Here is a 23129-nt window from a genome sequence, read left to right on the forward strand (position 1 = left end):
ATCGCGAAGCGACGCGACCGAAGGGAGCGCCCTTGACAGGACGGCCCGACACGGAAGGACGATGGGACTGACGGGAAACCCCCAAACCCTCCCTGGCTACCGCCCCAGGGGATCCCGCCCCCCCCACCCGCACCGTGACCGGAAGGACCCCGACGCGGCCTACCGCTCGCCCCACGTGGTCTCCCTGGTGGACGCCGCCATGGCCGATGTCGGCGCGGCCCGGCCGGACCACCCGAACGTCGCCGAGGTGCGCCACCTGCTGGCCTTCTTCCTGACCCGGCAGAAGCGGTACGACCTGGCGCTGGCCCAGTTCCGCCTCGTCGACGGGTACGTGGGCGCGTTGCCGTGGAGGTACTGGACCGAACCGGCGGAGGTGTACTGCGAGTGGCGCGACCTCGCGGCGCGCCGGGCCCGTACGCGCTGAGGCGTTCACCCCCCGGTGCCCGTGCGGGCGCCGTACTTGCCTCCCCGGGAGGCCAGTTCCTTGAGCACCACGGCGGTGCGTCCGGTGAGGCAGGTGCGGCGCAGGGTGTCGTCGGGGCGGGTGAACTGGGCCACCGCGCCCTTGCGTCCGAGCGTGACGGCCCGGGCCACGTACCGCGGTGCGTACGGTTCGGGCTCGCGGCCGCCGATCAGGCGGACCAGGGTGTCGGCGGCGTGGGCGGCCTGCGGGCCGGCGAGGGCGCAGGCGAAGCGGGCGCCGGGCACCGCCGCGCAGTCGCCCACGACGAAGATCCGTCCGTCGTCGACGCTGCGCAGGCAGTCGTCCACGAGCGCCCGCCCGCGGGCGTCGACCGTGAGGCCGCTGCGCGCGGCCAGGTCGGGTACGTCGGACACGATCGCCCACAGGGTCAGGTCGGAGGCGGCCGCCGCCCCGGAGCGCAGGTGCACCGTGCCGTCGACGACGTCGGTGACGGTGTCGTCCACCACCTCGACCCCCAGGCGCTCCAGTCCGGTGCGGGCCATGGTCCGCGCCCGGTCGGAGAAGCCGTCGGCGACCGACGGGCCGATGATCCGTACGCGCAGGCCGGGCCGGGCCTCGGCGACCTCGGCGGCCGTCTCGATGCCGGTCGCGCCGCCGCCGATCACGGTGACGGTGCTGCCCGCGGGCAGGGCGTCGAGTTCCGCGCGGGCCTGTTCGGCGCCTTCCCAGGTCCCGACCGGGACCGTTCCCGCCATGGCCCGGACCGTGCTGCCGACGGCCAGGAACGCGTGGTCGAAGTCGAGGGTCTCCCCGCCCGCGAGGGCGACGTGCCCGTCGCCCACCTTCTCGACGGTGGCGACGCGGACGCCGATCCCGGGGCGCAGCATCGACGCGAGGGGGGTCGTCACGGCGGCGGTCCCGGCGATCTGCTGGTGGAGCCGTACGCGTTCCACGAAATCGGCGCGCGGGTTCACCACCGTGATCTCCGCGCCCTTCACCTTCTTGGCGATCCGGTTCGCCGCGAGCATCCCCGCGTAGCCGGCGCCCACCACCACGACCTTCATGTCGTCCTCCTCGTCAACGCGACTGGTCGGACATGAGATGCCGGCCGGCCGGCTCCTGTGACAGGCGGGCCGCTGTGACGCGCGTCACGGGCCGTGGGGCGGTCCGGCCTGTCACAAAGCGCCGGGGTCCGGCGTCGTATGGGCGCACGGTCACGCACGAGGAAAACGAACGAAGGCAGAGGAGACCCGCACATGAGCGAGGACGAGCGTCCCGACCCCGCCACCGAGGCGTTCGTCAGGCACCGCAAGCTGCTGTTCACCGTCGCCTACGAGATGCTCGGCTCGGCCGCGGACGCGGAGGACGTCCTCCAGGAGACGTGGCTGCGCTGGTCGGGGGTCGACCTCGGCACGGTGCGGGAGCCGCGCGCGTACCTCGTCCGGATCGCGACCCGGCAGGCCCTCGGGCGGCTGCGTGCGCTGAGCCGCCGCAAGGAGACGTACGTGGGCCCCTGGCTCCCGGAGCCGCTGCTCACCGCGCCGGACGTGGCCGAGGACGTCGAGCTGGCCGACAGCGTCTCGATGGCGATGATGCTGGTGCTGGAGACGCTGGCGCCGACCGAGCGAGCGGTGTTCGTCCTGCGCGAGGTGTTCGACCTGGGGTACGAGGAGATCGCGGAGGCGGTGGAGAAGAGTCCGGCGGCGGTCCGCCAGATCGCGCACCGGGCGCGCTCGCACGTCGCCGCGCGCCGGCCGCGCGGGGTCGTCTCCGCGACCGAGACCCGGGCCGCCCTCGACGCCTTCCGGCGGGCGCTGGAGACGGGCGACCTCCAGGGCCTGCTCGACCTCCTCGCCCCGGACGTGGTCGCCCTGAGCGACGGCGGGGGCATCAAGCAGGCCATGCCCCGGCCGGTCATCGGCGCGGAGAAGGTGGCCCGCGCGCTGGCCGCCGGCGTCGCCGCCTTCGGCCCGCTGGTGACCGCGGAGCCGACCCGGGTGAACGGCCACCCGGCGCTCCTGATGCGGATCGGCGGGGAGGTCGAGATGGTCGTGGCGATGCGGATCGACGACGGCCTCGTCACCGGCCTCTACACCGTCCGCAACCCCCAGAAGCTGACGCGCATGGAGCACGAAACCCCGCTGAGCCGCTGACGGCTGTGCACGCGGGGGCCGGCTATCTCCCCCGCGAGGGGGTGGGGGCGGGTCGGTGTTTGCCCACCCGCCCCCTCGTCTGCGGGCCGGTGGGCTGGGGGCGGGATCCCCCTGGGCGGTAGTCGGAGAAGGCTTGGGGGTTTCCCGTCAGTCCCATCGTCCTTCCGCTTCGGCCCGGTCCCTCAAGGGCGCTCCCTCCGGTCGCGTCGCTTCGCGATGGCCTTCGGCCACCCTTGACCGACCGACCCGAACCGGAAAGCCGAAAGACTGCCGGGAAACCCCCAAAAGGAACGGTCACAGGGGGAGACAGACGAGAAACGGCCCCGTCGGAGACGAGGGGCCGGGCGCCGGCTACGTACACGAGAGGCCGATCAGAGCGACCTGGCAGGCCCCCAGGCGCAGCAGATCGCTACGCGCTTCTCTGATCTCGGCGACCGTCGGCCGTCTTGGGCTGGTCGTAGGCGGGTACGACGTTGGCGATGGCGGTGGTGAACTCACGGCCGGAGGCCCCTCGGATATAGGCGAGCTCCATCCAGCGGTCAATTCCGGTGTCGGAGACGTTCTCGTTGATCACGGCCATCAGCTCGCCCTCCACACCGGACGCAACGTCGCGCACTCGACGGCGTAGAAAGCGATGAGGGACGTATTCGTACCGCTCACTCATCGGACACCTTCTCGAAGGTGCTGAGGAAGCGCTCCCAGCCGGCCAGTGCACGGTCAAGCAGTTCCGTACTGGGTGTGACCGTTGTGGCGACCCTCGCGAAGGACGCGGTTACGTTGTCGACGAGAGTGATTTCGCTCATGCGTGCCATTCCTGGGCAGAGGGATGAAATTCGCCGTCCGGGTAGGTGGAGGGACGGAGAGGGGTTGGCAGCCAGGTGGGAGGGCGAAGAGACGCCCAGGCCTGCTGACGACCAGTCAACGACCGTCCGCACAGTGGGACCATCGGGGACCCGCTCTCCGCATGCACATATGCGGAAGGCGGGTACGGGCATGCGGTATTCGCGATCGAAACTCGTAACGTGGGTGATCTGGTGGGCTGGCAGGCGCCAAAGGTCCGAGAAGCTTCCCGGGCGGGGAACTACGGCAAGGTCATCGAGCTGTGCCGTAAGGCGGCCGGGCTCACGCAGAAGCAGGTGGGCCAGGCATGCGGGCTTTCGCAGTCGGCGGTGTCACGTCTGGAGAATCACGGGGCAGGGTCCTACGGGACGGATCTGTTGGCGGCCGTGGCCGCGTACCTGGAGATCCCGACAGGGCTTGTCGGCCTCGCCGAGCACCACGCCTTACGGGACGGATCGGAACGAGTGGAACGACGTGAGTTCCTTGGTGGTGTGGCCGCAGTAGCGGCTTCACCACTCCTCGGCGCCCTGCCACAGGGCGACAGTGATGGGGGCCAGGTGGCGGCCTTGAGGATGAACACCGCTGGATACCGGCGCCTGGACAGCACCACCCCTTCCCGAGACCTTTCGGCTGCGGTGGAGTCCCATATCCGTCTGATCCAGAGCGTGACCCGCAGCGCCGACACAGACCGGATGCGCAGCCGCCTTGCGGCCGTGGGCAGTGAAGCGGCCAGCCTGGCCGGGTGGCTGGCATGGGACATGGGTGACCATGGATCGGCACGGTCCTGGTACGGGGCGGCAATCCGCGCCGCACGCTCGGCGGATGACCCGCTATTGGCCGCTTACCAGACCGGCAGTCTGGCCCAGTTCGAGGCGCACGCCGGCAACGGGGCACAGGCCGTCGCCCTCGCGCACAGGGCGCGAAGATTCCTGGGAACGCAGAGACCGGCAGTCGCTGACGCGTGGCTGTCCTCGGTCGAAGCGCTCGCCCATGCGGCAGACGGGGACCAACGGGAGACCGACCGGGCGCTCAACCGCAGCCGCGCCGTGGCGGAGTCGCTGTGCGTCGAGGAACCACCTCCGTGGCCCTGGGTGTTCCGGTTCGACGGGGCAAAGGTCGCGGCGTGCCGGGTGACGTGCGGGGCGCGGCTCGGGCTCTCGGACTGGGTGCTGGCGGGTGACACGGAGGCATTGGCCACAGGACACACCAAACAGCGCGCCCTCGTGGTGCTGGACGTGGCTGCCGGACATCTGTCCGCCGGGCGCATCGACGCGGCGTTCGCCTTCGCATCAAAGGCTGTCGAGACCGGCGTGGCCTACCGCTCCGGCCGGATCGTGGAACGGGCCCGTGCCCTACGCCGTTCGTTGGCCTTGACGTCGCCCCCCAGAGTGGTGCGTGAATTCGATGAACGGCTTCAAGACGTCTACCTGTAAGAGGAGCACGAAATGCGTGTGGGCATCACAGGTCACCGTGGGTTGAGCCCCGAAGTGGAGAAGCGCGTGCACGGCCTTCTGGCGGCGGCCGTCGGAGACCTGGACGCGGCGGAGCTGACAGGGGTCTCCTGCATCGCGGACGGCCCCGATGCCTGGTTCGCCCAAGTGGTACTTGATCACGGGGGACGGCTGGAGGTCGTCATTCCCGCCGAGGAGTACCGCGAAGGCCTGCCGGACACTCACTGGCCCGTGTACGACGATCTCCTGCACCGGGCCTCCGACGTGCACCGCACCGGCATGGCCGCGTCCGACTCTGCCGCCCACATGGCGGGCAGCGAGATCCTCGTGGGCCTGGCCGACGTGCTGTTCGCTGTGTGGGACGGAAAGCCGGCGTGGGGTTTCGGCGGGACGGCCGACGTCGTCGCGTACGCCGAGAAGGTGGGGGTACCGGTACGCGTGCTGTGGCCGGAGGGCGCAGAACGCTGAAGCGCCCGCCAGGCGCCCGATTGCCTCTCGTGCGGATATCAGCCCAAGACCGGCGGAAGACGCCGGAAAAGAGGAGCGCGTAGCGATCTGTCGCGTCTGGGGGCTTCCCAGGGGGCCCTGATCGACCTCGCGTGCGGGTCGTCGCGCCCCTGGCCCGGAATGCCGACATCTGAGGGCCCAGGGGATCCCGCTCTCCACCCCACCCACCCGCACCCGGGGGCGGGTGGGCAACTCCCGCCCCGCCATCTCCCCCTCGAGGGGGAGATGGCGGGCCCCTACAGGTAGTCCTCCAGGCGGCCGATCCTGTAGCCCTGGTCCTGTATCCGCTGGAGCATGCGGGTCGTCATCTGGGTTTCCGTCGCGCCCTTGAGCTCCGACGGGCCGCGGAAGTGGGCCAGGATGATGTCGCCCGGCTTGAGGGCGGAGCCCTCCGCGTACTGGAAGTCGTTTATCTGCATCGACGCCCGCCACAGGACCACCGTCGGGGCGCCGCATTCGGCGGCGGCCTTGAGGGTGTCGTCGTTGTAGTTCCCGAAGGGCGGGCGGAAGAGCGGGGGCCGCTTGCCGAAGCGCTTCTCCAGGTGGTCCTGCTGCCCGCATATCTCCTTCTTCTGCGCCGCGAAGGGCAGGGTGCGGAGGTTCGGGTGGGTCAGGGTGTGGTTGTTGACCGTGCTGCCGGAGCCGTTGTCGCGGAGCTTCTCGAAGTAGCCGTAGTCCGAGGAGGCCACGTTGTCCGTCAGGAACATGCTGATCGGCAGCTTCAGGTCGGCCGCCATCTTCAGGAACTCGGGGTCCTTCTCGGCACCGTCGTCGAAGGTCAGGAAGACGACCTTCTCCGTCGGTGCGACGGGTATTCGGTCCAGCACGGCCGCCTTGCCCGGGGCGGTCTTGGGGAGTTGGGGCTTCTGCGCCGGCTTGGGGGCGTACTGGAGGGGGGCCTTCAGGCCCCACTTCCGGTACGCCTCGTCCCCCGGCGCACCGGCCTGCGCGGAGCTCGCCGCGGGGGCCGGCGCGGACGGGGAGGTCGACGGGGACGCGCTGTCCGGCGCGGTCTTGCGGCCCAGCCGTTCGATGGGGTCCACGCTGTTACCGCATCCCGTCAGGGACAGCGCGAGCGCGCCGGCCGTCAGCGTCCCGGCTACCAACCGGCGCGCGTACCTCACAAGTAGTCCTCCAGGCGGGCCACGGCGTATCCCTTGTCCGTGACGGTCTTCATGACATGACGGATCATGTCAGGCATCGTGCCCTTCCAGTCCTCCCGGCCCCGGAAGTGCGTGAGGATGATGTCGCCGGGGTGGAGGTCGCGGTCCCATTCGCGGTAGTCCATCCGGTTCACGAACGCTTCGGCGTTCCACAGCGGAACCGCCTTGATGCCGCAGGACTTGGCGGCCTTCAGCGTGTCCTGGTTGTAGTTGCCGTACGGCGGGCGGAAGAGGGAGGGCCGCTTGCCGAACTGCTTCTGGATGGTGTCCTGCTGGCCGCAGATCTCCTCGCGCTGCTGCTCGTACGAGAGGCCGGGCATGTAGCGGTGGTTGAGGGTGTGGTTGTTCAGGGTGACGCCCGCGGCCTGCATCTCCTTGAAGTAGGGGTAGTTGTCGCGGACGAGGTAGTCGCTGAGGAACGCCGTGTAGGGGATCTTCAGCTCGCTCATCATCCTGATGAACTCGGGGTCCTTCTCGGCCCCGTCGTCCACGGTCAGGAAGACGACCTTGTCCTCGGTCGGGACGGTGGTGAAGACCGGGGGCAGTTCGTCCTGGTCCTCGACCTCGAAGCCCTCGCGCGTGGTGATCTCGGGCTTCGTCTTCGGGGCGGCCGGGGCCAGGAGCGGCGTCTTGGCCAGCCGCCACTTCTTCGCGGCGGCGATCCGGGCCTGCTGGGCGGCCTTGAGCTTCTCGGCGGAGTTGGCGAGCGCACCGGCCGCGCCGCCGGCCTCCGCTCCCTGGCCGGGCTTGCCCTTGGCCGGCTTCTCGGGCTCCGTGGCCCCGCACCCCGTACCCAGGGCGGCGACCAGCAGTGCGGCCAGGGCCACCCCGTACCGGCCGCGCGGGTGCCGCGCGGGTCGGTGACCAAACTGCGAACTATTTCCGTTTTGTCGTACAAGCTGCATAGCAGCGGATGTTTTCACCACCCGGCTCCGCGTCCCGGGCGACACCACGGCCGGACGCCCGCCTTCCACCGGCTGGCCCACAATGAACCGGTGACCCCCGAAGACTTCGCCGCGCTCCTCACCCCCGAGGGCCGCGCCCTCCTGGACTCCCTCCGCGACTACGACCCCGCACAGGAGCTGGCCGTGGCCACCCGGCTGCGCCGCGAGCACCCCGCCGGGCTGGTGTCGGCCGCACTGGGGCAGGCCCGGCTGAGGCAGCGGGCGGTGGCGAAGTTCGGGGCCGAGGACGCCTTCCGGATGTACTTCACGCCCGGCGGCGGGGAGATGGCCACCCGCGCGCCGGTGGCCGCGTACCGGGCGGAACGGCTCCACGCGCTCGGCGTACGGAGCGTCGCGGACCTGTGCTGCGGGATCGGCGGGGACGCGCTGGCGCTCGCGCGGCGCGGGATCCGGGTGCTGGCGGTGGACCTCGACCCGCTGACGGTGGCCGTCGCGCGGGCCAACGCCGAGGCCCTGGGGCTGGCGGACCTGATCGAGGTCCGGGAGGCGGACGTGACGGCCGTCGACGTGTCCGCGTACGACGCCGTCTTCCTCGACCCCGCGCGGCGCGGCGGGCGCGGGCGGATCTTCGACCCCGAGTCGTACTCGCCGCCGCTGTCGTGGGCGGTGGAGGCGGCGCGGGCGGCGAAGTTCGCCGCCATCAAGATCGCCCCCGGGATCCCGCACGAGGCGGTGCCGGCGGAGGCCGAGGCCGAGTGGATCTCCGACCACGGGGACGTGAAGGAGGCCGTGCTGTGGTTCGGCACCGCCCCCGGCACGGTACGGGCCACCCTGCTGCCGGGACCGGTCGGGCTGGAGACCGCCGACCCGCTGCCGGACCCGGAGGCGGGACCGGTCGGGCGCTGGCTGTACGAGCCCGACGGGGCGGTGATCCGGGCGCACCTCGTCGCGGAGGTGGCCGCGCGGCTGGACGGGCGGCTCATCGACCCGACCATCGCGTACATCACGGCCGACGAGCTGCGGGAGACGCCGTACGCGACGGCGTACGAGATCACGGACGTGCTGCCGTTCGGGCTGAAGAAGCTGAAGGCGCTGCTGCGGGAGCGGGGGGTCGGGATCCTGACGGTGAAGAAGCGGGGGTCCGCGATCGAGCCGGAGGAGCTGCGCAAGAAGGTCAAGCCGCAGGGGCCGAACTCGGCGACGGTGTTCCTGACGCGGGTGGCGGGGGCGCCGGCGATGCTCATCGGGTGCCCTGCGCCTGGCCGGGGGTAGCGGGGGTTCCGTGCCGCCCTTCCCCTGGCCGGGGTAACGGGGGGCCGTGCCGCGCCGCCGCGCAGGCGGCCCCGGGCTGCGCCCGGGCTTTCCGGGGGCTCCGCCCCCGGGCCCCCGCGCCTCAAACGCCGGCGAGGCTGGATTTGGCCGGCGTCAGGCTGCCAGGGTCGGGTGGGGCGTGGGGGCCGGGACGGGTGGGGTGCGGGTCCAGCGGTGGTAGGCCGCGGCTTTGGCCAGGCCCAGGAGGGCGGTGATCCACAGGATCATGCCGAATCCGGTGAAGTACGCGACCTCCCCGTACGTGTCCGTGCCCGGCCGGGCCCCGGACGCCGACGCGAACGCCAGCCAGAGGCCGAAGCCGCCCAGGGCCAGGGAGGCCGTCAGCCACACCGCGCTGCGGGCCGGGGCGCGCAGGCGGGCGTCGGCCTCGGGGTCGTGGCCCGCCATGACCCAGGCGCACAGCAGCCGGCGTACCCGCCGCTCCTGCCGGGCGCCCCGCGCGAGGCAGAGCCCGGCGTACAGCAGCACCGCCGCCCCCGCCGCGGAGCACGTGACGCCGCCGAGCCCGCCCGGCCCGCCGCCCGCGGCGAAGGCCGTCACGGCCAGGCCGGCCAGGGTCCAGCCCAGCGCGAAGGCCCCCGCGACGCACCAGAGCGACAGCAGCCGCCCCAGGCCCAGGCTGCGCCGGCTCAGGTCCGCGAGGAAACGCGCGCGGTCCGCCCGTACGACGCCCTCGTCCAGCCACTCGCGCAGGTGCGCGGGCGGCGGCGGGGGCGGTAGCTCACGCGCGGGGAGTCTCGGCATGGGCATGACCCTAACCGCGGCCGTTCGAGCTTCGCCGCAGCACTCCTCGACCACCGCCCCGACCAGGGCCTCAGCCGGCGCCCGTGGCCTCCACCGACTCGAAGCGCCAGCGGTGCACCGCCCGGGTGATCAGGTCCGCGGCCGGCTCGGGCAGCTCGGGCAGGTCCGCCGCCAGTCCCTCGGGGGCCTCCCACCAGGTGATCACGAGCACCCGGTCCTGCGGGGCGCGCAGCACCTCGCGGCGCACGGGCTCCCGGGCCAGTACCTGCGCCCGGGCCCACTCCATGAGTTCGTTGCCCCGGCCCCCGACGGCCCGGGCCTCCCACATCAGCGCGACGGTGCTCACGAGTAGAGGTTGTCCTTGCTGAGTTCGTGCACGTGGTCGTGGGAGTGGGAGTGCCCGTGGCCGTGACCGTGACCGTGGTCATGGCCGTGATCGTGGTCGTGGTCGCCGTCGTGCGACGTGCCCGGGACGTGCGGGTCCGTCACCGGCAGCGAGGAGTCCGCCGACAGGTCCCAGTCGGAGGCCGGCCGGTTGCGCTTGACCATCTCCGCGCCCAGCGCCGCCACCATCGCGCCGTTGTCGGTGCACAGCTTCGGCCGCGGCACCCGCAGGATGATCCCCGCGTCGTCGCAGCGCTCCTGCGCGAGCGAGCGCAGCCGGGAGTTGGCCGCCACGCCGCCGCCGATCATCAGGTGGTCGACGCCCTCGTCCTTGCAGGCGCGGATCGCCTTGCGCGTCAGCACGTCCACCACGGCCTCCTGGAAGGACGCGGCCACGTCGCGCACCGGCACCTCCTCGCCCGCGTTGCGCTTGGCCTCGATCCAGCGGGCGACCGCCGTCTTCAGGCCGGAGAAGGAGAAGTCGTACGCCGGGTCGCGCGGGCCCGTCAAGCCCCGCGGGAAGCTGATCGCCTTCGGGTCGCCCTCCTTCGCCAGCCGGTCGATGACGGGACCGCCGGGGAAGCCGAGCTGCAGCACGCGTGCGATCTTGTCGAAGGCCTCGCCCGCCGCGTCGTCGATGGTCGCGCCCAGCGGCCGGACGTCGCTGGTGATGTCCGGGGCGAGGAGCAGCGAGGAGTGCCCGCCGGAGACCAGCAGCGCCATGGTGGGCTCGGGCAGCGGCCCGTGCTCCAGCTGGTCGACGCAGATGTGGGAGGCGAGGTGGTTGACCCCGTACAGCGGCTTGCCCAGCGCGTACGCGTACGCCTTCGCCGCCGAGACGCCCACCAGCAGCGCCCCCGCGAGGCCAGGGCCGGCCGTGACGGCGATGCCGTCGAGGTCCCGGGCGCTGACCCCGGCTTCCTTCAGGGCGCGCTCGATGGTGGGGACCATCGCCTCCAGGTGGGCGCGGGAGGCCACTTCGGGCACGACCCCGCCGAAGCGGGCGTGCTCGTCGACGCTCGACGCGACCGCGTCGGCCAGCAGGGTGGTGCCGCGGACGACGCCGACGCCGGTCTCGTCGCAGGAGGTCTCGATGCCGAGGACGAGCGGTTCGTCAGCCATTGCTCTCACTGCTCTCAGGGTTTTCGTTTCGGGTCTGTGCCGGGTCGGTCAGGCGCATCACGAGCGCGTCGACGTTCCCGGGCTGGTAGTAGCCGCGCCGGAAGCCGATCGGCTCGAAGCCGAACCGCTCGTAGAGCCGCTGGGCGCGGGTGTTGTCCACCCGTACCTCCAGCAGCACCTCGGCGCACTCGAAGGCGGTGGCGGCGCCCAGCAGGTCGGTGAGGAGCCGGGCTCCGAGGCCCGTGCCCCACTGGTCCTTGGCGGCCGCGATGGTCTGTACGTCGCCCAGGTCGCCGGCGGCGGCCAGTCCGGCGTAGCCGACGATGCGGCCGGTGGCGGGCTCTTCGGCGACGACGTAGCGGCGGGTGGCCTGCGGGCCGCGCGCGTGGGCGAGTTCGGACCAGAACATCCCGGCCGACCAGGCGTCGTCGGGGAACAGCTCGTGTTCCAGTTCCAGCACCGGTTCGATGTCCCACCAGCGCATCTCGCGGAGCACTGCGGTCGGGGCCGTCACTGCGGGGTGACCACCTTGTAGTTCTTGGGCACCTGCGCGTCGGGGCGGCGCAGGTAGAGCGGCGTCGGGGGCAGGAAGGCCTCCCCCGCCGCGAGGCGTTCGGCGGCCAGGGCGGCCAGGGAAGCGGCCGACTGGTGCACGGGGCCGCGGGCGTCCGGGAAGACGTCCGGGTAGAGGGTGGCGCCCTGCCCGACGGCGGGGAGGCCCGCGACCTGCTCGGCGATGTCGGCGGGGCGGTCGACGGCGGGCTCGCCGACGCGGGTGCGCGGGTCCTCGTAGCGCGCCCAGTAGACCTCCTTGCGCCGTGCGTCGGTGGCGACGGTGAAGGGGCCCTCGATCCCGGCGGCGCCGGCCGCGTAGGCGAGGCCGTCGAGGGTGCACAGGCCGTGCACGGGGACGCCGAGGACGGCGGCGAAGGTGGAGGCGGTGACGAGGCCGACGCGGAGCCCGGTGTAGGGGCCGGGGCCGACGCCGACGACGATGCCGGTGACGGCTTCGAGCTTGATCCCGGCCTCGGTGAGGACCTGGTCGACGGAGGGCAGCAGGAGCTCCCCGTGGCGGCGGGCGTCGACCTGGTTCGACTCGGCGAGGACGGATTTCCCGTCGTGCAGGGCGACGGTGACGGCGGGCGTGGCGGTATCTACGGCGAGCAAGAGCACGCGAACAGCCTACGACTCCCCGGCCCCAGGGCCTTGCGGCCGGTCGGTGCGGGGCCCGGCTGCTACCTTTCGACCGGGTACACACGCGGGTCGCCCGAGAGTTCGACGGCCCGAGGCGCGGAGAGGTGGAGCAAGGTGGCACGCAGCAGCTCGGGAATCGTGGCCGGGCTCACCGTGGCGGCGCTCGCCGCGATCGGCTTCCTGGGCTACCAGGCTTCCGCGACCGCGCCGGCGCATCCCGCGAAGCCCGCCGGGCAGGCCCCGGCAGCGGCGCAGAACCAGCCCCCGGCCAAGCAGGAGCCGGCGAAGCCGACGGCGGCGCCGGCCGAGTCGGGTACGGGCACGCGGGTCGTGTACTCGGTGTCGCAGAAGCGGGTGTGGCTGGTCCAGGAGGACGGCAAGGAGCCGAAGACGTTCACGGTGATGCCGAGCACGGTGCACCCGGTGCCCGGCAGCTACCTGGTCGTCTCGCGTTCGGCGACGGTCACCGGCACGGACGGGGTGCCGATCGAGCACGTCGTACGGTTCACCACCACCGACGGGATCGCGATCGGCTTCAGCGCCCGCGTGGACGGCACGATGCCGGAGCCGGACGCGGCGAAGAAGACCGGCGGGATCCGCATGGCGCGCGCGGACGGCGACGCGATGTGGGCGTTCGCGACGCGCGACACGAAGGTCGTCGTCGTCGCCTGACGGCGCCCCTCTCCACGGCGTCCCCCGTGCGGGGACGCGCGGCGCGGTTCACCCGAACGTGGGTATCAGGCCGCCTCGGGCTCCGGGGCGGCCCGTTCGGCGTCGGTCCCGGGCCCGGCCCCCGGCCCGGATCCGATTTCGGGTTCGGTTTCGGGTTCGGCCTCGGCGCGCGCGGGCGGCGTGGACACCGCCGTGGCGGCCGCGCCCGCCGCGAGCAGGGCCCGCATGGACACGACGGGCGCTCGCTCTGCTCCTGCTGCCGACATGGCTGCCTCCTGAGACCCCGGGACGCCGTACTTAGGTACACCTAACCAGCGCTCGGTACCATGTCATCACGCGAGCCTGCGCCAACGCAATATTTTCCCGACGAGTTGTCGGTACGTTGTCGCAGCGGTGGCCGGAACCACGGCGTCCCGGCGGCTACCGCCCCGCCAGCCCTGCCAGCTCCGCGCCGGCCCAGCGCTCGCCGACGCCGCGCAGCGCGACCTCGCGCACGTCGTCCAGGACCTCCTCGTGCCCGACGGCACGGCCGATCACCACGTGCAGCCGGTCGTCGGAGAGCTCCTCGACCTTGCCGTCGCCCCACTCCACGACGACCACGGAATCGGGCAGCGAGACGTCGAGGTCCAGGTCCTCCATCTCGTCGAGCCCGCCGCCGAGGCGGTACGCGTCCACGTGCACCAGCGGCGGACCGTCGCCCAGCGACGGGTGCACCCGGGCGATCACGAAGGTCGGCGAGGTCACGGCCCCGCGCACGCCCAGGCCCTCGCCCAGCCCGCGGGTCAGCGTGGTCTTGCCCGCGCCGAGCTCGCCGGTCAGCAGGACCAGGTCGCCGGGACGCAGCAGGCCGGCGATCCTGCGGCCCAGCTCCTGCATGGAGGCGGGCGAGTCGACGGTGATCAGGGTTTCTGCGGCGGCCTCGGCCAGGGCCTCAGCCGCCGGGCTGCGCGGTGCTTCCCGCGGTACTTCTTCCATGTCCCCCAACGTTAGCCGCTGCGGGGACGGCTCCGGTGCGTGCCAGCAGGCCGGTCAGCAGCCCGGTCACGATGTCGGGGCGCTCCAGCATCATCAGGTGCCCGGTGTCCTCCAGCACCACCAGCTCGGCGGCCGGCAGCTCCTCTTTGATGGTCACGCTGTGCACGGCCGGGGTGATCATGTCCCGGTCCCCGGCGACGACGGTGACGGGGATGTCCGCGAACCGCTGGAGGGCGGCGCTCTTGTCGTGGGTCTGGAAGGCCGGGTAGAACTCCGCGACCACGTCGATCGGGGTCGCCTCGATCAGCCGCTCGGCGAAGCGCGCGACGCCGGGATCGACGTCGCGGGAGCCGAACGAGTACATCTTGATCATGCCGGCGAAGAGGTCGGCGGTGGCCCGGCGGCCCTTCTCCACCAGCTCGACCTGGGAGCCGAGCGCCTTCAGCACCCCGGGCAGGATGCGGCGCACCGCGCCCAGCCCGACGGACGGCAGCCCGTACGTCACCTCGTCGAGCCCGCCGCTGGAGGTGCCGACGAGGGCCACGCCCAGCACCCGGTCCCGGACCAGCTCCGGGAACTGCTCGGCGAGGGCCATGACGGTCATGCCGCCCATGGAGTGGCCGACGAGGACGAGCGGGCCCTCGGGCGCGGCCGCGTCGATGACGGCCTTCAGGTCGCGGCCGAGCTGGTCGATGGTCACCGGTACGCCGTCGGCCTGGGCCAGGCCCCGGGCGCTGCGGCCGTGGCTGCGCTGGTCCCAGTACACGGAGCGGACGACACCCCGCAGGGCGGCGCGCTGGAAGTGCCAGGAGTCCTGGGAGAGGCAGTAGCCGTGGCAGAAGACCACGGTGGCGCCCTCCGCCGGGTTCTTGCGCCGCAGGCGGCGCTTCTTGCCGTCCGCGGGCGGTTCGTCGACCTCGTAGTAGAGCTCGGTGCCGTCCTCGGCCCGGCAGCCGCCCTCGGTCCCGCGCAGCGAGCCGAAGTCCCCGGCGGCGTCGAGGGCGAGGCGCGCCTTCATCCGGATGCCGCGCCCCACGGTGATCCGTTCGACCGCGACACCGGCCGCGGCGCCCGCCGCCAGCACACCGATGGCGGCGCCGGCCCAGCCGGCCTTGCGCCAGTTCTCGCTCACGACGTCGCCGTCCTCCCCGTCAGGCCCGCCCGGCCCGCTCAGCCGCCGAGGTAGACCCGCGGCACCCTGCCTCCGATACGGGTGACGATCTCATACGCGATGGTGCCGGCGGCCTGGGCCCAGTCCTCGGCGGTCGGTTCGCCGCGCTCGGCGTCGCCGAAGATGACTGCCTCGTCGCCTGCTTCGGCGAGGTCCTCGCCGAGGTCCACGACGAACTGGTCCATGGCGATCCGCCCGGCGGCGCGGCGGACCTTGCCGGCCACGAGCACCGGGCCGCGGCCGGAGGCGTTGCGCGGGACGCCGTCGGCGTAACCGGCGGGGACGAGGGCGAGGTGCGTCTCGGACTCGGTGACGTAGTGGTGGCCGTAGCTGACGCCGTGCCCGGCGGGGACCGTCTTGACCAGCGCGAGGGAGGCCCTGAGGGTCATGGCGGGGCGCAGCCCGAGCTGGGCGGGGGTGCCGAGTTCGGGCGAGGGGGAGACGCCGTAGACGGCGATGCCGGTGCGCACGAGGTCGAAGTGGGTCTCGGGGAGGGTCAGCGTCGCGGGCGAGTTGGCGATGTGCCGGACCTCGGGGTCGACGCCCTCCTTCTCCGCGTAGGCCAGCATGTCGCGGAAGGCGTCGAGCTGGAGCCGGATGGAGGGGTGGCCGGGCTCGTCGGCGCAGGCGAAGTGGGACCAGACGCCGGTGACCTGGACGGTGCCCTCGGCCTGCGCGGCGACGGCCGCGCCGACCAGCTCGGCCCAGTCGGCGGGCTGGCAGCCGTTGCGGCCGAGGCCGGTGTCGGCCTTGAGCTGGATGCGGGCGGGACGGCCAGCCGCGCGGGCGGCGGCCCGGACCTCGTCCAGGGCCCACATCCCGCTGACGGACACGTCGAGGTCGGCCTCGACGGCCTCCCGCCAGGGCCCGCCGGGGGTCCAGAGCCAGCACATGATCCGCCCCCGGATCCCGGCGTCGCGCAGGGCGAGCGCCTCCTCGGGGGTGGCGGTGCCGAGCCAGGTGGCACCGGCCTCCTGGGCTGCGCGGGCGCACTGGACGGCACCGTGCCCGTAGGCATTCGACTTGACGACGGCCATCAGCTCGGCCCGGGGCGCCCGCGCGCGCAGGGCGCGCACGTTCTCCCGTACCGCGTCAAGATCGATCTCGGCGTACACGCGCATCGGTGTCTCGTTCATCGCCCACAGTCTCTCAGAACCTGTACGGACCGGTGATCGGGCATGCTTCGCCCGCCATACCCCCTTTACACACCCCCACCACCGTTTGCCCCACCCCACCCCAGCCCCAAGCCCCACCGCCGTTTACCCACCCCAGCCCCGCCGGCGTTTGCCCACCCCAGCCCCGCCGGTGTTTGAGGCGCGGGGGTCCGGGGGCGGAGCCCCCGGGGAACGGTGGAAGGGAGGGTAGGGGACAGCCCCGCAGGGCCGCCCCCGGCCGGGTCAGGCCCGCACCGACCGCCAAGCCTCCGGCAGCGCGGCGGCGACCTCCTGCGCCACCACCGGCGCACCCCCGGCGGCCAACCCACCAGCGCCCGGCGCACCAGCGGCCAGCGCCCCGGCGGCGAACCGCCCCGCCAGCCCGTGCAGATAGGCGGCCACCGCCCCCGCGTCGACCCCCGACAGCCCGCCGGCGAGCAGCGCCCCCGCCAGCCCGGACAGCACGTCCCCGCTCCCGGCGGTCGCCAGCCACGGCGTCCCCGTCGGGTTGACCCGCACGACGCCACCGGCACCGCCGCCGCCTCCCCCGCCGGAGGCGACCAGCGTCGTCGACCCCTTCAGCAGCACCGCCGCCCCGTACCGCCCCGCGAGCCCCCGCACGGCGGCCAGCCGCCCCGCCTCGACCTCCTCCCGCGCCACCCCCAGCAGCGCCGCCGCCTCCCCCGCGTGCGGGGTCAGCAGGGTCGCCGCCCGGCGTGCGCGCACCGCCTCCGGGTCCAGCCCGCGCAGCCCGTCCGCGTCGACCAGCACCGGTACGTCCCGGTCCGCCAGGGCCCGTTCGACCTCGGCGGCCCGCCCGGAGCCCAGCCCCGGGCCGACCACCCAGGCCTGCACCCGCCCCGGCCCGACCAGCACCTCCGGGTACCGCGCCAGCACCGCCTCCGCCGCCGGGCCCACGTACCGCACCGCGCCCGCGCCGCCCCGCAGCGCCCCCGCCACGGCGAGCACGGCCGCGCCCGGGTACTGCTCCGACCCGGCGACGACGCCGACGACGCCCCGCCGGTACTTGTCGCTCGACGCCCCCGGCAGCGGGAGCAGCCGTGCCACGTCGGCGTGCTGGAGGGCCTCCAGCTCCGCCCGGTCCGGCAGTTCCAGCCCGATCGGGACGAGCCGCACCGCGCCCGCCCGCGAGGCCCCGGGGTCGATCAGCAGCCCGGACTTGTACGCGCCGAACGTGACCGTCACGTCGGCCGACACCGCCGGGCCGGCGACCTCCCCGGTGTCCGCGTCGACCCCGCTCGGCAGGTCCACGGCGACCACGAGCGCCCCGGCCGGGATCCGCTCGACCAGCGCGGCCGCCGCCGGCCGCAGCCCGCCCCGGCCGCCGATCCCGGTGAGCCCGTCCAGTACGAGGTCCGCCCGCGCCGGCACCGACTCGGCGACCCGTCCCCCGGCGGCCCGCAGCGCGGCCAGGGCGCCGGGGTGCATCCGCTCGGGGTCCATCGGCACCGCCGTCACCCCGGCTCCGCGCCGCGCCAGCCGGGCTCCGGCGTACAGGGCGTCACCACCGTTGTCCCCGGGGCCGGCCAGCAGCACGACCCGGGACCCGTAGACCCGCCCCCGGCGCCGCGTCAGCAACTGCGCGCACACGGCGGCCAGCCCGGCCGCCGCCCGCGCCATCAGGGCGCCTTCCGGCAGACGGGCCATCAACTCGCGCTCGGCGGCCCGTACGGTCTCCACGCTGTAGGCAGTACGCATGCACTAACCTTCGGCGATCACCACCGCCGACGCGACGCCGGCGTCGTGGCTGAGGGAGATGTGCCAGGACTTCACCCCGAGGGCCCGCGCCCGGGCCTCGACCGTGCCGGACACCCGCAGCCGGGGCTGCCCGGTGTCCTCGACGTACACCTCGGCGTCGGTCCACAGCAGCCCGGCGGGCGCCCCCAGGGCCTTGGCCAGGGCTTCCTTGGCCGCGAACCGGGCGGCGAGCGAGGCGGTACCGCGCCGCTCGCCGCTCGGCAGCGTCAGCTCGGATTCGAGGAAGAGCCGCCGGGCCATCTGCGGCGTCCGCTCCAGCGCCGCACCGAACCGCTCGATCTCGGCAACGTCAATCCCCACACCGACAATCACGACGACAACCCCAACTACTCCACGGTCACGGACTTGGCGAGGTTACGCGGCTGGTCCACCTCGTTCCCCCGCGCGGTCGCCAGCTCGCACGCGAACACCTGGAGCGGCACCGTCGCCACCAGCGGCTGGAGCAGCGTCGGGGTGGCCGGGATCCGGATCAGGTGGTCGGCGTACGGGACCACGGCCTCGTCGCCCTCCTCCGCGATCACGATGGTCCGCGCCCCGCGCGCCCGGATCTCCTGGATGTTCGAGACGATCTTGTCGTGCAGGACCGAGCGCCCGCGCGGCGACGGTACGACGACCACCACCGGCAGGTCCTTCTCGATCAGCGCGATCGGCCCGTGCTTGAGCTCGCCCGCCGCGAAGCCCTCGGCGTGCATGTACGCCAGCTCCTTGAGCTTGAGCGCACCCTCCAGCGCCACCGGGTAGCCGACGTGGCGGCCGAGGAACAGCACGGTGTCCTTGTCGGCGAGGGAGCGCGCCAGGGCCCGTACCGGCTCCATCGTCTCCAGCACCCTGTCCACCGCCGCGGCGATGTCCGACAGCTCCCGGACCACCGCCCGGATCTCGTCGCCCCACTTCGTGCCCCGCACCTGCCCGAGGTACAGCGCGACGAGGTAGCAGGCGACCAGCTGCGTCAGGAACGCCTTGGTGGAGGCGACGGCCACCTCCGGACCGGCGTGCGTGTAGAGCACGGCGTCCGATTCGCGGGGGATGGTCGAGCCGTTCGTGTTGCAGACGGCCAGCACCCTGGCGCCCTGCTCGCGCGCGTGCCGCAGCGCCATCAGGGTGTCCATGGTCTCGCCGGACTGCGAGATCGCGATCACCAGCGTGCGCTGGTCGAGGATCGGGTCGCGGTAGCGGAACTCGCTGGCCAGCTCCGTCTCGCACGGGATGCGGGTCCAGTGCTCGATGGCCAGCTTCGCGATCATGCCCGCGTGGTAGGCCGTACCGCAGGCCACGATCACGACCTTGTCGACCTCCCGGAGCACCGAGGCGGGGATGCGCACCTCGTCCAGGGTCAGCAGGCCGCTCGCGTCGATCCTGCCCAGCAGCGTGTCGGCGACGGCCTTCGGCTGCTCGGCGATCTCCTTGAGCATGAAGTAGTCGTAGCCCCCCTTCTCGGCCGCCGAGGCGTCCCAGTCCACGTGGTACGCCCGCACGGTCGCGGGCGCACCGTCGAAGCCGGTCACCGTGACCCCGTCGCGGCGGAGTTCGACGACCTGGTCCTGCCCCAGCTCGATCGCGGACCGGGTGTGGGCGATGAACGCGGCCACGTCCGAGGCGAGGAAGTTCTCACCCTCTCCAACGCCCACCACCAGGGGGGAGTTCCGGCGCGCGCCGACGACCACGTCCGGCTCGTCGGCGTGCACCGCGACCAGGGTGAAGGCGCCCTCCAGCCGCCGGCACACCTGCCGCATCGCCTCCGCGAGCCCCCCTCCCCCGGCGCCCCCGGCCGCCTCGAAGCGCTCGGCGAGCAGGTGCGCCACCACCTCGGTGTCCGTCTCGGACTCCAGCCGGTGTCCGCGTTCGGCGAGTTCGGCGCGCAGCTCGGCGAAGTTCTCGATGATGCCGTTGTGCACGACCGCCACCCGGCCGGAGTTGTCCAGGTGGGGGTGGGCGTTGACGTCGGTGGGCCCGCCGTGGGTCGCCCACCGGGTGTGTCCGAGGCCCGTGGAGCCGGCCGGCAGGGGCCGACTGACCAGTTCCTTCTCCAGGTTGACGAGTTTCCCGGCCTTCTTGACGTTGGCGAGCGCCCCGTCGGCGAGGACGGCGACACCGGCCGAGTCGTAGCCGCGGTACTCCAGCCGCTTCAGTCCGGCGATGACCACATCGAGCGCAGACTGCGCCCCTACGTAACCCACAATTCCGCACATAGGCGGCAGCGTACGCCGTGGCCGCCCGTCTGCCCCGTACCCGAACAAGACGAAAACCCCGCCCCGGCGAATCCACCGGAGCGGGGTTGACGATGTTTTCGATTCGGTCGTTCGACGGCCTTCAGCCCAGCTTGAGCAGCTGCGCCTCGACCACCGGAGCCGCGAGTTCCGCCGCGCCGGAGGTCCGGCCCGCCACGAAGTTCGCGAGCGTGCCGCCCTTGCGCACCACCACGAGTTCGGTGGCGTGGTGCACGCCGTCCTGCTCGGCCTCCACCGTGTAGCCGACCGCCTCGTCGCCGCCGTGCGCGGCGTGCGGGACGACCCGCGTCACCCTGACGGTCTCCCCGTTGGCCGTCGCGGAGTAGCCGTCCGTGCAGGCCTCGCCCGCGGCCCGGACCTCGGCGAAGTGCCGGCCGGCCGCGTTGCCCGCGTACGAACCGAGGGTCACCACCGTCACGGTCGAGCTGACTGCGTCCTGGGCGGCCGCCCGCTTCTGCCGTTCCGTGGCGTCCTGCGGCAGCGGCGCCGGTACGGCGACCACCGACGCCTTGGCCCAGCCGGTCCGGCCCGTCGGCAGGAAACCGGTGGCCGCGAAGGCCAGCTCCCTGCACTCCGGCCGGTCCACGCTCACCAGGGGGCTGTCCGCCCCCTCGGGGCTGACCCTGTGGTCCACGAGGTCGCCCTGCGCCACGATCAGCCGGGCCGGGGGCTCCTGCCCCTTCTCCTTCGAGGCGTGGTCGGCCGCGTCGGCGGGCAGCTCCGCCGGGACGATCTCCACCACCATGCCGGGCCGGGCGGTCCCGCAGCCGGTGGCCAGCAGGGCCAGCGTCAGACCGGAGACCGCCGAGGCTCCCAGTGCGGCCGCGCGCCGCGCGCGGACGCCTCTCATCCGAGCTTCTTGACCTGCGCCTCCACGACCGCCTTCGGCTGGGCGGCCGCACCCGTCAGGTTCATCGCGTAGAAGGTGGCCAGGGTGTTGCCCTTGCGCACGACCACGAACTGCATCGTGGCCTTGTCGCCGTCCTTCAGGTCCATCACGGTGTTGTAGGCCAGGGCCTCGTCACCGGCGGTGACCGCGGCGGAGGGGGCGACCTTCTCGATCTTGGTCTTCTCGGCGTCCTGGGTGACCGTGTAGCCGGCCGCGCAGGCCGTGCCGGCGGCCTTCAGCGCGCCGAAGGCCTCCTCGGCGCCCTTGCCGTCGTACGAGGCGAGGCCCACCGAGGTGCGGGTGACGGCCAGGCCGCCCTTGAGCGCGTCGAGCTTGTCGTCGAGGCTCGCGCCCTCGGACGGCTTCTTCGGCTTCTCCGTCGCGGCGATCGTCGCGGTGCCGGCCGGCTTGCCGACCGGGACCAGGGTCTGGAGCTGGACCAGCGGCTTGCACTCGGGCTTGTCGGCGTCGGCGTTCGCCCCGGTCGCGGCCTTCGCCGCCGCGTCCGCCTCGACCTTGTGCTCGGGCAGGTCGGCCTGGGCGACCAGCAGCGGCGCCAGCTCGGCGGCCGACTTGCCCTTGGCCGCGGCGGCCGCGGGGGCGGACTGCCGGGGGCTCGCCTTGGCGTCGTCCTTCTTGCCCGAGTCACCGGAGTCGGAACCGCAGGCGGTGGCCAGCAGGCTCAGGGAAACGGCCGAGGCGGTAAGGACGGCACGACGGACGAACGCGGTACGCACGAAGAATCTCCCCCAGGAAACGAAGGCCGTCAGGGCGCAGGTCGGCGCCACGGCGACGAACAATGTAAGGCGTTCAATCGATCACGCGAACGGGTTTTCGGGTGAACCGGCCGAATCGTGATGCGCACGAGACCGGCCGGGCTTCCGATCGATACGCACTCGTGCACAACCCCGCCGCGCCCCCGACCGACCCCCGCCACCCCCTGTTTTCCCGGCAGCCACCCGCCACGTGACCGACCCCACCACCCACGGGGGCCCCGCAGCCCCGACAATGGCGGTGTGATCACCTCGCCGACGCGTTGTACACCGGACCGCGCAACGGAGCGACCGGGTCCCCGCCGGGCCCAGGACCCGTCTCCGTACGTCGAACTCACCCGGGCCGAGTGGAGCGCCCTGCGCGAGCGGACCCCGCTGCCGCTGACCGCGGAGGAGGTGGAGCGGCTGCGGGGCCTGGGCGACGTCATCGACCTCGACGAGGTGCGGGACGTGTACCTGCCGCTCTCCCGCCTGCTGAACCTGTACGTCGGCGCCACCAGCAACCTCCGCGGCACCCTGAACACCTTCCTCGGCGACGCCGGCAACGGCCACGGCGCCCAGCAGGGCACCCCCTTCGTCATAGGGGTCGCCGGCTCCGTAGCCGTCGGCAAGTCCACCGTGGCCCGTCTGCTCCAGGCGCTCCTGGCCCGCTGGCCCGAGCACCCGCGCGTCGAGCTGGTCACCACGGACGGCTTCCTGTACCCGATGAAGGAGCTCCAGCGGCGCGGCCTGACCTCCCGCAAGGGCTTCCCGGAGTCCTACGACCGCCGGGCGCTGACCCGCTTCGTCGCCGACATCAAGGCGGGCAAGGACGAGGTCAAGGCCCCGGTCTACTCGCACCTGATCTACGACATCGTGCCGGGCGAGCAGCTCGTCGTACGCCGCCCGGACATCCTCATCGTCGAGGGCCTCAACGTGCTGCAGCCCGCGCTGCCGGGCAAGGACGGCCGCACCCGCGTCGGCCTCGCCGACTACTTCGACTTCAGCGTGTACGTGGACGCGCGCCCCGAGGACATCGAGCGCTGGTACCTCAACCGGTTCCGGAAGCTGCGCGAGACCGCGTTCCAGAATCCTTTCTCCTACTTCCGCAAGTACACCCAGGTCTCCGAGGAGGAGGCCATGGAGTACGCGCAGACCATGTGGCGGACCATCAACAAGCCCAACCTGCTGGAGAACGTGGCCCCCACCCGCGGCCGCGCCACGCTCGTCGTGCGCAAGGGACCCGACCACAAGGTCCAGAAGCTGAGCCTGCGCAAGCTGTAGTGGCTA

Annotated in this window: 26 protein-coding genes; 7 read left to right on the plus strand and 19 right to left on the minus strand. The window is 73.0% G+C overall.

Annotation, left to right across the window (positions count from 1 at the left end; genetic code table 11):
• Positions 1–61 precede the first annotated feature (61 nt).
• On the plus strand, positions 62–424 hold the full coding sequence (locus ACQKM2_RS10780) for a hypothetical protein (protein ID WP_427708439.1): 363 nt from the start codon (positions 62–64) through the stop codon (positions 422–424).
• Between the two features lie 5 nt (positions 425–429).
• Here the strand turns inward: ACQKM2_RS10780 and ACQKM2_RS10785 are convergent, their stop codons facing one another.
• Positions 430–1488, minus strand: a complete 1059-nt coding sequence (locus tag ACQKM2_RS10785) for an NAD(P)/FAD-dependent oxidoreductase (protein ID WP_427708440.1) — start codon at positions 1486–1488, stop codon at positions 430–432.
• Between the two features lie 192 nt (positions 1489–1680).
• Here ACQKM2_RS10785 and ACQKM2_RS10790 point away from each other — a divergent pair, with 192 nt between their 5' ends.
• A complete protein-coding gene (locus ACQKM2_RS10790; protein WP_427708441.1) occupies positions 1681–2577 on the plus strand; it encodes an RNA polymerase sigma-70 factor in 897 nt (298 codons plus the stop codon).
• Positions 2578–2986: 409 nt separating this feature from the next.
• On the opposite strand, the gene ACQKM2_RS10795 is transcribed toward ACQKM2_RS10790, so the two are convergent.
• Both ACQKM2_RS10795 and ACQKM2_RS10800 read right to left on the minus strand, forming a co-directional pair.
• Positions 2987–3241: a hypothetical protein gene (locus ACQKM2_RS10795; RefSeq protein WP_427708442.1), complete on the minus strand. Its 255-nt coding sequence runs from the start codon at positions 3239–3241 to the stop codon at positions 2987–2989.
• A complete protein-coding gene (locus tag ACQKM2_RS10800; protein WP_427708443.1) occupies positions 3234–3380 on the minus strand; it encodes a hypothetical protein in 147 nt (48 codons plus the stop codon). The genes ACQKM2_RS10795 and ACQKM2_RS10800 overlap by 8 nt, the downstream gene beginning before the upstream one ends.
• Before the next feature lie 219 nt (positions 3381–3599).
• On the opposite strand from ACQKM2_RS10800, the gene ACQKM2_RS10805 reads away from it, so the two are divergent.
• Positions 3600–4850, plus strand: a complete 1251-nt coding sequence (locus ACQKM2_RS10805) for a helix-turn-helix domain-containing protein (protein ID WP_427708444.1) — start codon at positions 3600–3602, stop codon at positions 4848–4850.
• Positions 4851–4862: 12 nt separating this feature from the next.
• Entirely contained in the window at positions 4863–5336 is a 474-nt protein-coding gene (locus ACQKM2_RS10810; RefSeq protein ID WP_427708445.1) for a hypothetical protein, read from the plus strand.
• A gap of 275 nt (positions 5337–5611) precedes the next feature.
• Here ACQKM2_RS10810 and ACQKM2_RS10815 read toward each other — a convergent pair whose 3' ends face one another.
• Together ACQKM2_RS10815 and ACQKM2_RS10820 are read right to left on the minus strand one after the other, a co-directional pair.
• On the minus strand, positions 5612–6481 hold the full coding sequence (locus ACQKM2_RS10815; RefSeq protein WP_427708656.1) for a polysaccharide deacetylase family protein: 870 nt from the start codon (positions 6479–6481) through the stop codon (positions 5612–5614).
• A gap of 14 nt (positions 6482–6495) precedes the next feature.
• Entirely contained in the window at positions 6496–7443 is a 948-nt protein-coding gene (locus ACQKM2_RS10820) for a polysaccharide deacetylase family protein (protein WP_427708446.1), read from the minus strand.
• Between the two features lie 90 nt (positions 7444–7533).
• Here ACQKM2_RS10820 and ACQKM2_RS10825 point away from each other — a divergent pair, with 90 nt between their 5' ends.
• Positions 7534–8715, plus strand: a complete 1182-nt coding sequence (locus tag ACQKM2_RS10825; protein ID WP_427708447.1) for a class I SAM-dependent methyltransferase — start codon at positions 7534–7536, stop codon at positions 8713–8715.
• A gap of 153 nt (positions 8716–8868) precedes the next feature.
• Here ACQKM2_RS10825 and ACQKM2_RS10830 read toward each other — a convergent pair whose 3' ends face one another.
• The 5 genes from ACQKM2_RS10830 to tsaB form a co-directional block, all read right to left on the minus strand.
• A complete protein-coding gene (locus tag ACQKM2_RS10830) occupies positions 8869–9519 on the minus strand; it encodes a hypothetical protein (RefSeq protein WP_427708448.1) in 651 nt (216 codons plus the stop codon).
• Between the two features lie 70 nt (positions 9520–9589).
• Entirely contained in the window at positions 9590–9865 is a 276-nt protein-coding gene (locus ACQKM2_RS10835; protein WP_427708449.1) for a hypothetical protein, read from the minus strand.
• The gene (gene tsaD / locus ACQKM2_RS10840; RefSeq protein WP_427708450.1) at positions 9862–11025 is read right to left on the minus strand and encodes a tRNA (adenosine(37)-N6)-threonylcarbamoyltransferase complex transferase subunit TsaD; all 1164 of its coding nucleotides are present in this window, start codon (positions 11023–11025) and stop codon (positions 9862–9864) included. Before tsaD ends, ACQKM2_RS10835 begins: the two co-directional genes overlap by 4 nt.
• Positions 11018–11539 carry a ribosomal protein S18-alanine N-acetyltransferase gene (gene rimI / locus ACQKM2_RS10845; protein ID WP_427708451.1) on the minus strand — a complete coding sequence of 174 codons (522 nt, stop codon included), beginning with the start codon at positions 11537–11539 and terminating at the stop codon, positions 11018–11020. The genes tsaD and rimI overlap by 8 nt, the downstream gene beginning before the upstream one ends.
• Positions 11536–12198, minus strand: a complete 663-nt coding sequence (gene tsaB / locus ACQKM2_RS10850; protein ID WP_427708452.1) for a tRNA (adenosine(37)-N6)-threonylcarbamoyltransferase complex dimerization subunit type 1 TsaB — start codon at positions 12196–12198, stop codon at positions 11536–11538. Before tsaB ends, rimI begins: the two co-directional genes overlap by 4 nt.
• A 135-nt stretch (positions 12199–12333) precedes the next feature.
• Between tsaB and ACQKM2_RS10855 the strand changes: the two genes are divergently transcribed.
• Positions 12334–12891 (plus strand): hypothetical protein, encoded by a 558-nt coding sequence (locus ACQKM2_RS10855; RefSeq protein WP_427708453.1) that lies wholly within the window; start codon positions 12334–12336, stop codon positions 12889–12891.
• A 65-nt stretch (positions 12892–12956) separates the two neighbouring features.
• Here the strand turns inward: ACQKM2_RS10855 and ACQKM2_RS10860 are convergent, their stop codons facing one another.
• The 9 genes from ACQKM2_RS10860 to ACQKM2_RS10900 form a co-directional block, all read right to left on the minus strand.
• On the minus strand, positions 12957–13157 hold the full coding sequence (locus ACQKM2_RS10860; RefSeq protein WP_427708454.1) for a hypothetical protein: 201 nt from the start codon (positions 13155–13157) through the stop codon (positions 12957–12959).
• Between the two features lie 154 nt (positions 13158–13311).
• A complete protein-coding gene (gene tsaE, locus ACQKM2_RS10865; protein WP_427708455.1) occupies positions 13312–13866 on the minus strand; it encodes a tRNA (adenosine(37)-N6)-threonylcarbamoyltransferase complex ATPase subunit type 1 TsaE in 555 nt (184 codons plus the stop codon).
• On the minus strand, positions 13823–14998 hold the full coding sequence (locus tag ACQKM2_RS10870; protein WP_427708456.1) for an alpha/beta fold hydrolase: 1176 nt from the start codon (positions 14996–14998) through the stop codon (positions 13823–13825). The genes tsaE and ACQKM2_RS10870 overlap by 44 nt, the downstream gene beginning before the upstream one ends.
• 38 nt (positions 14999–15036) lie before the next feature.
• Positions 15037–16173 carry an alanine racemase gene (alr, locus tag ACQKM2_RS10875; RefSeq protein WP_427708457.1) on the minus strand — a complete coding sequence of 379 codons (1137 nt, stop codon included), beginning with the start codon at positions 16171–16173 and terminating at the stop codon, positions 15037–15039.
• A 261-nt stretch (positions 16174–16434) separates the two neighbouring features.
• On the minus strand, positions 16435–17910 hold the full coding sequence (locus ACQKM2_RS10880; RefSeq protein ID WP_427708458.1) for an NAD(P)H-hydrate epimerase: 1476 nt from the start codon (positions 17908–17910) through the stop codon (positions 16435–16437).
• 3 nt (positions 17911–17913) lie between these two features.
• On the minus strand, positions 17914–18282 hold the full coding sequence (locus ACQKM2_RS10885) for a holo-ACP synthase (RefSeq protein WP_125604279.1): 369 nt from the start codon (positions 18280–18282) through the stop codon (positions 17914–17916).
• Between the two features lie 14 nt (positions 18283–18296).
• Positions 18297–20159, minus strand: coding sequence for a glutamine--fructose-6-phosphate transaminase (isomerizing) (gene glmS / locus ACQKM2_RS10890; RefSeq protein WP_427708459.1), 1863 nt, complete (start codon positions 20157–20159; stop codon positions 18297–18299).
• 121 nt (positions 20160–20280) lie between these two features.
• Positions 20281–21048 (minus strand): hypothetical protein, encoded by a 768-nt coding sequence (locus ACQKM2_RS10895; protein WP_427708460.1) that lies wholly within the window; start codon positions 21046–21048, stop codon positions 20281–20283.
• The gene (locus ACQKM2_RS10900; RefSeq protein ID WP_427708461.1) at positions 21045–21824 is read right to left on the minus strand and encodes a hypothetical protein; all 780 of its coding nucleotides are present in this window, start codon (positions 21822–21824) and stop codon (positions 21045–21047) included. The genes ACQKM2_RS10895 and ACQKM2_RS10900 overlap by 4 nt, the downstream gene beginning before the upstream one ends.
• A 279-nt stretch (positions 21825–22103) precedes the next feature.
• Between ACQKM2_RS10900 and coaA the strand changes: the two genes are divergently transcribed.
• Complete coding sequence (gene coaA / locus ACQKM2_RS10905; protein WP_427708462.1) at positions 22104–23123, plus strand: type I pantothenate kinase; 1020 nt, start codon at positions 22104–22106, stop codon at positions 23121–23123.
• Positions 23124–23129: the final 6 nt, after the last annotated feature.

Source organism: Streptomyces sp. NPDC004126, assembly GCF_050275515.1.
GTDB lineage: Bacteria > Actinomycetota > Actinomycetes > Streptomycetales > Streptomycetaceae > Streptomyces.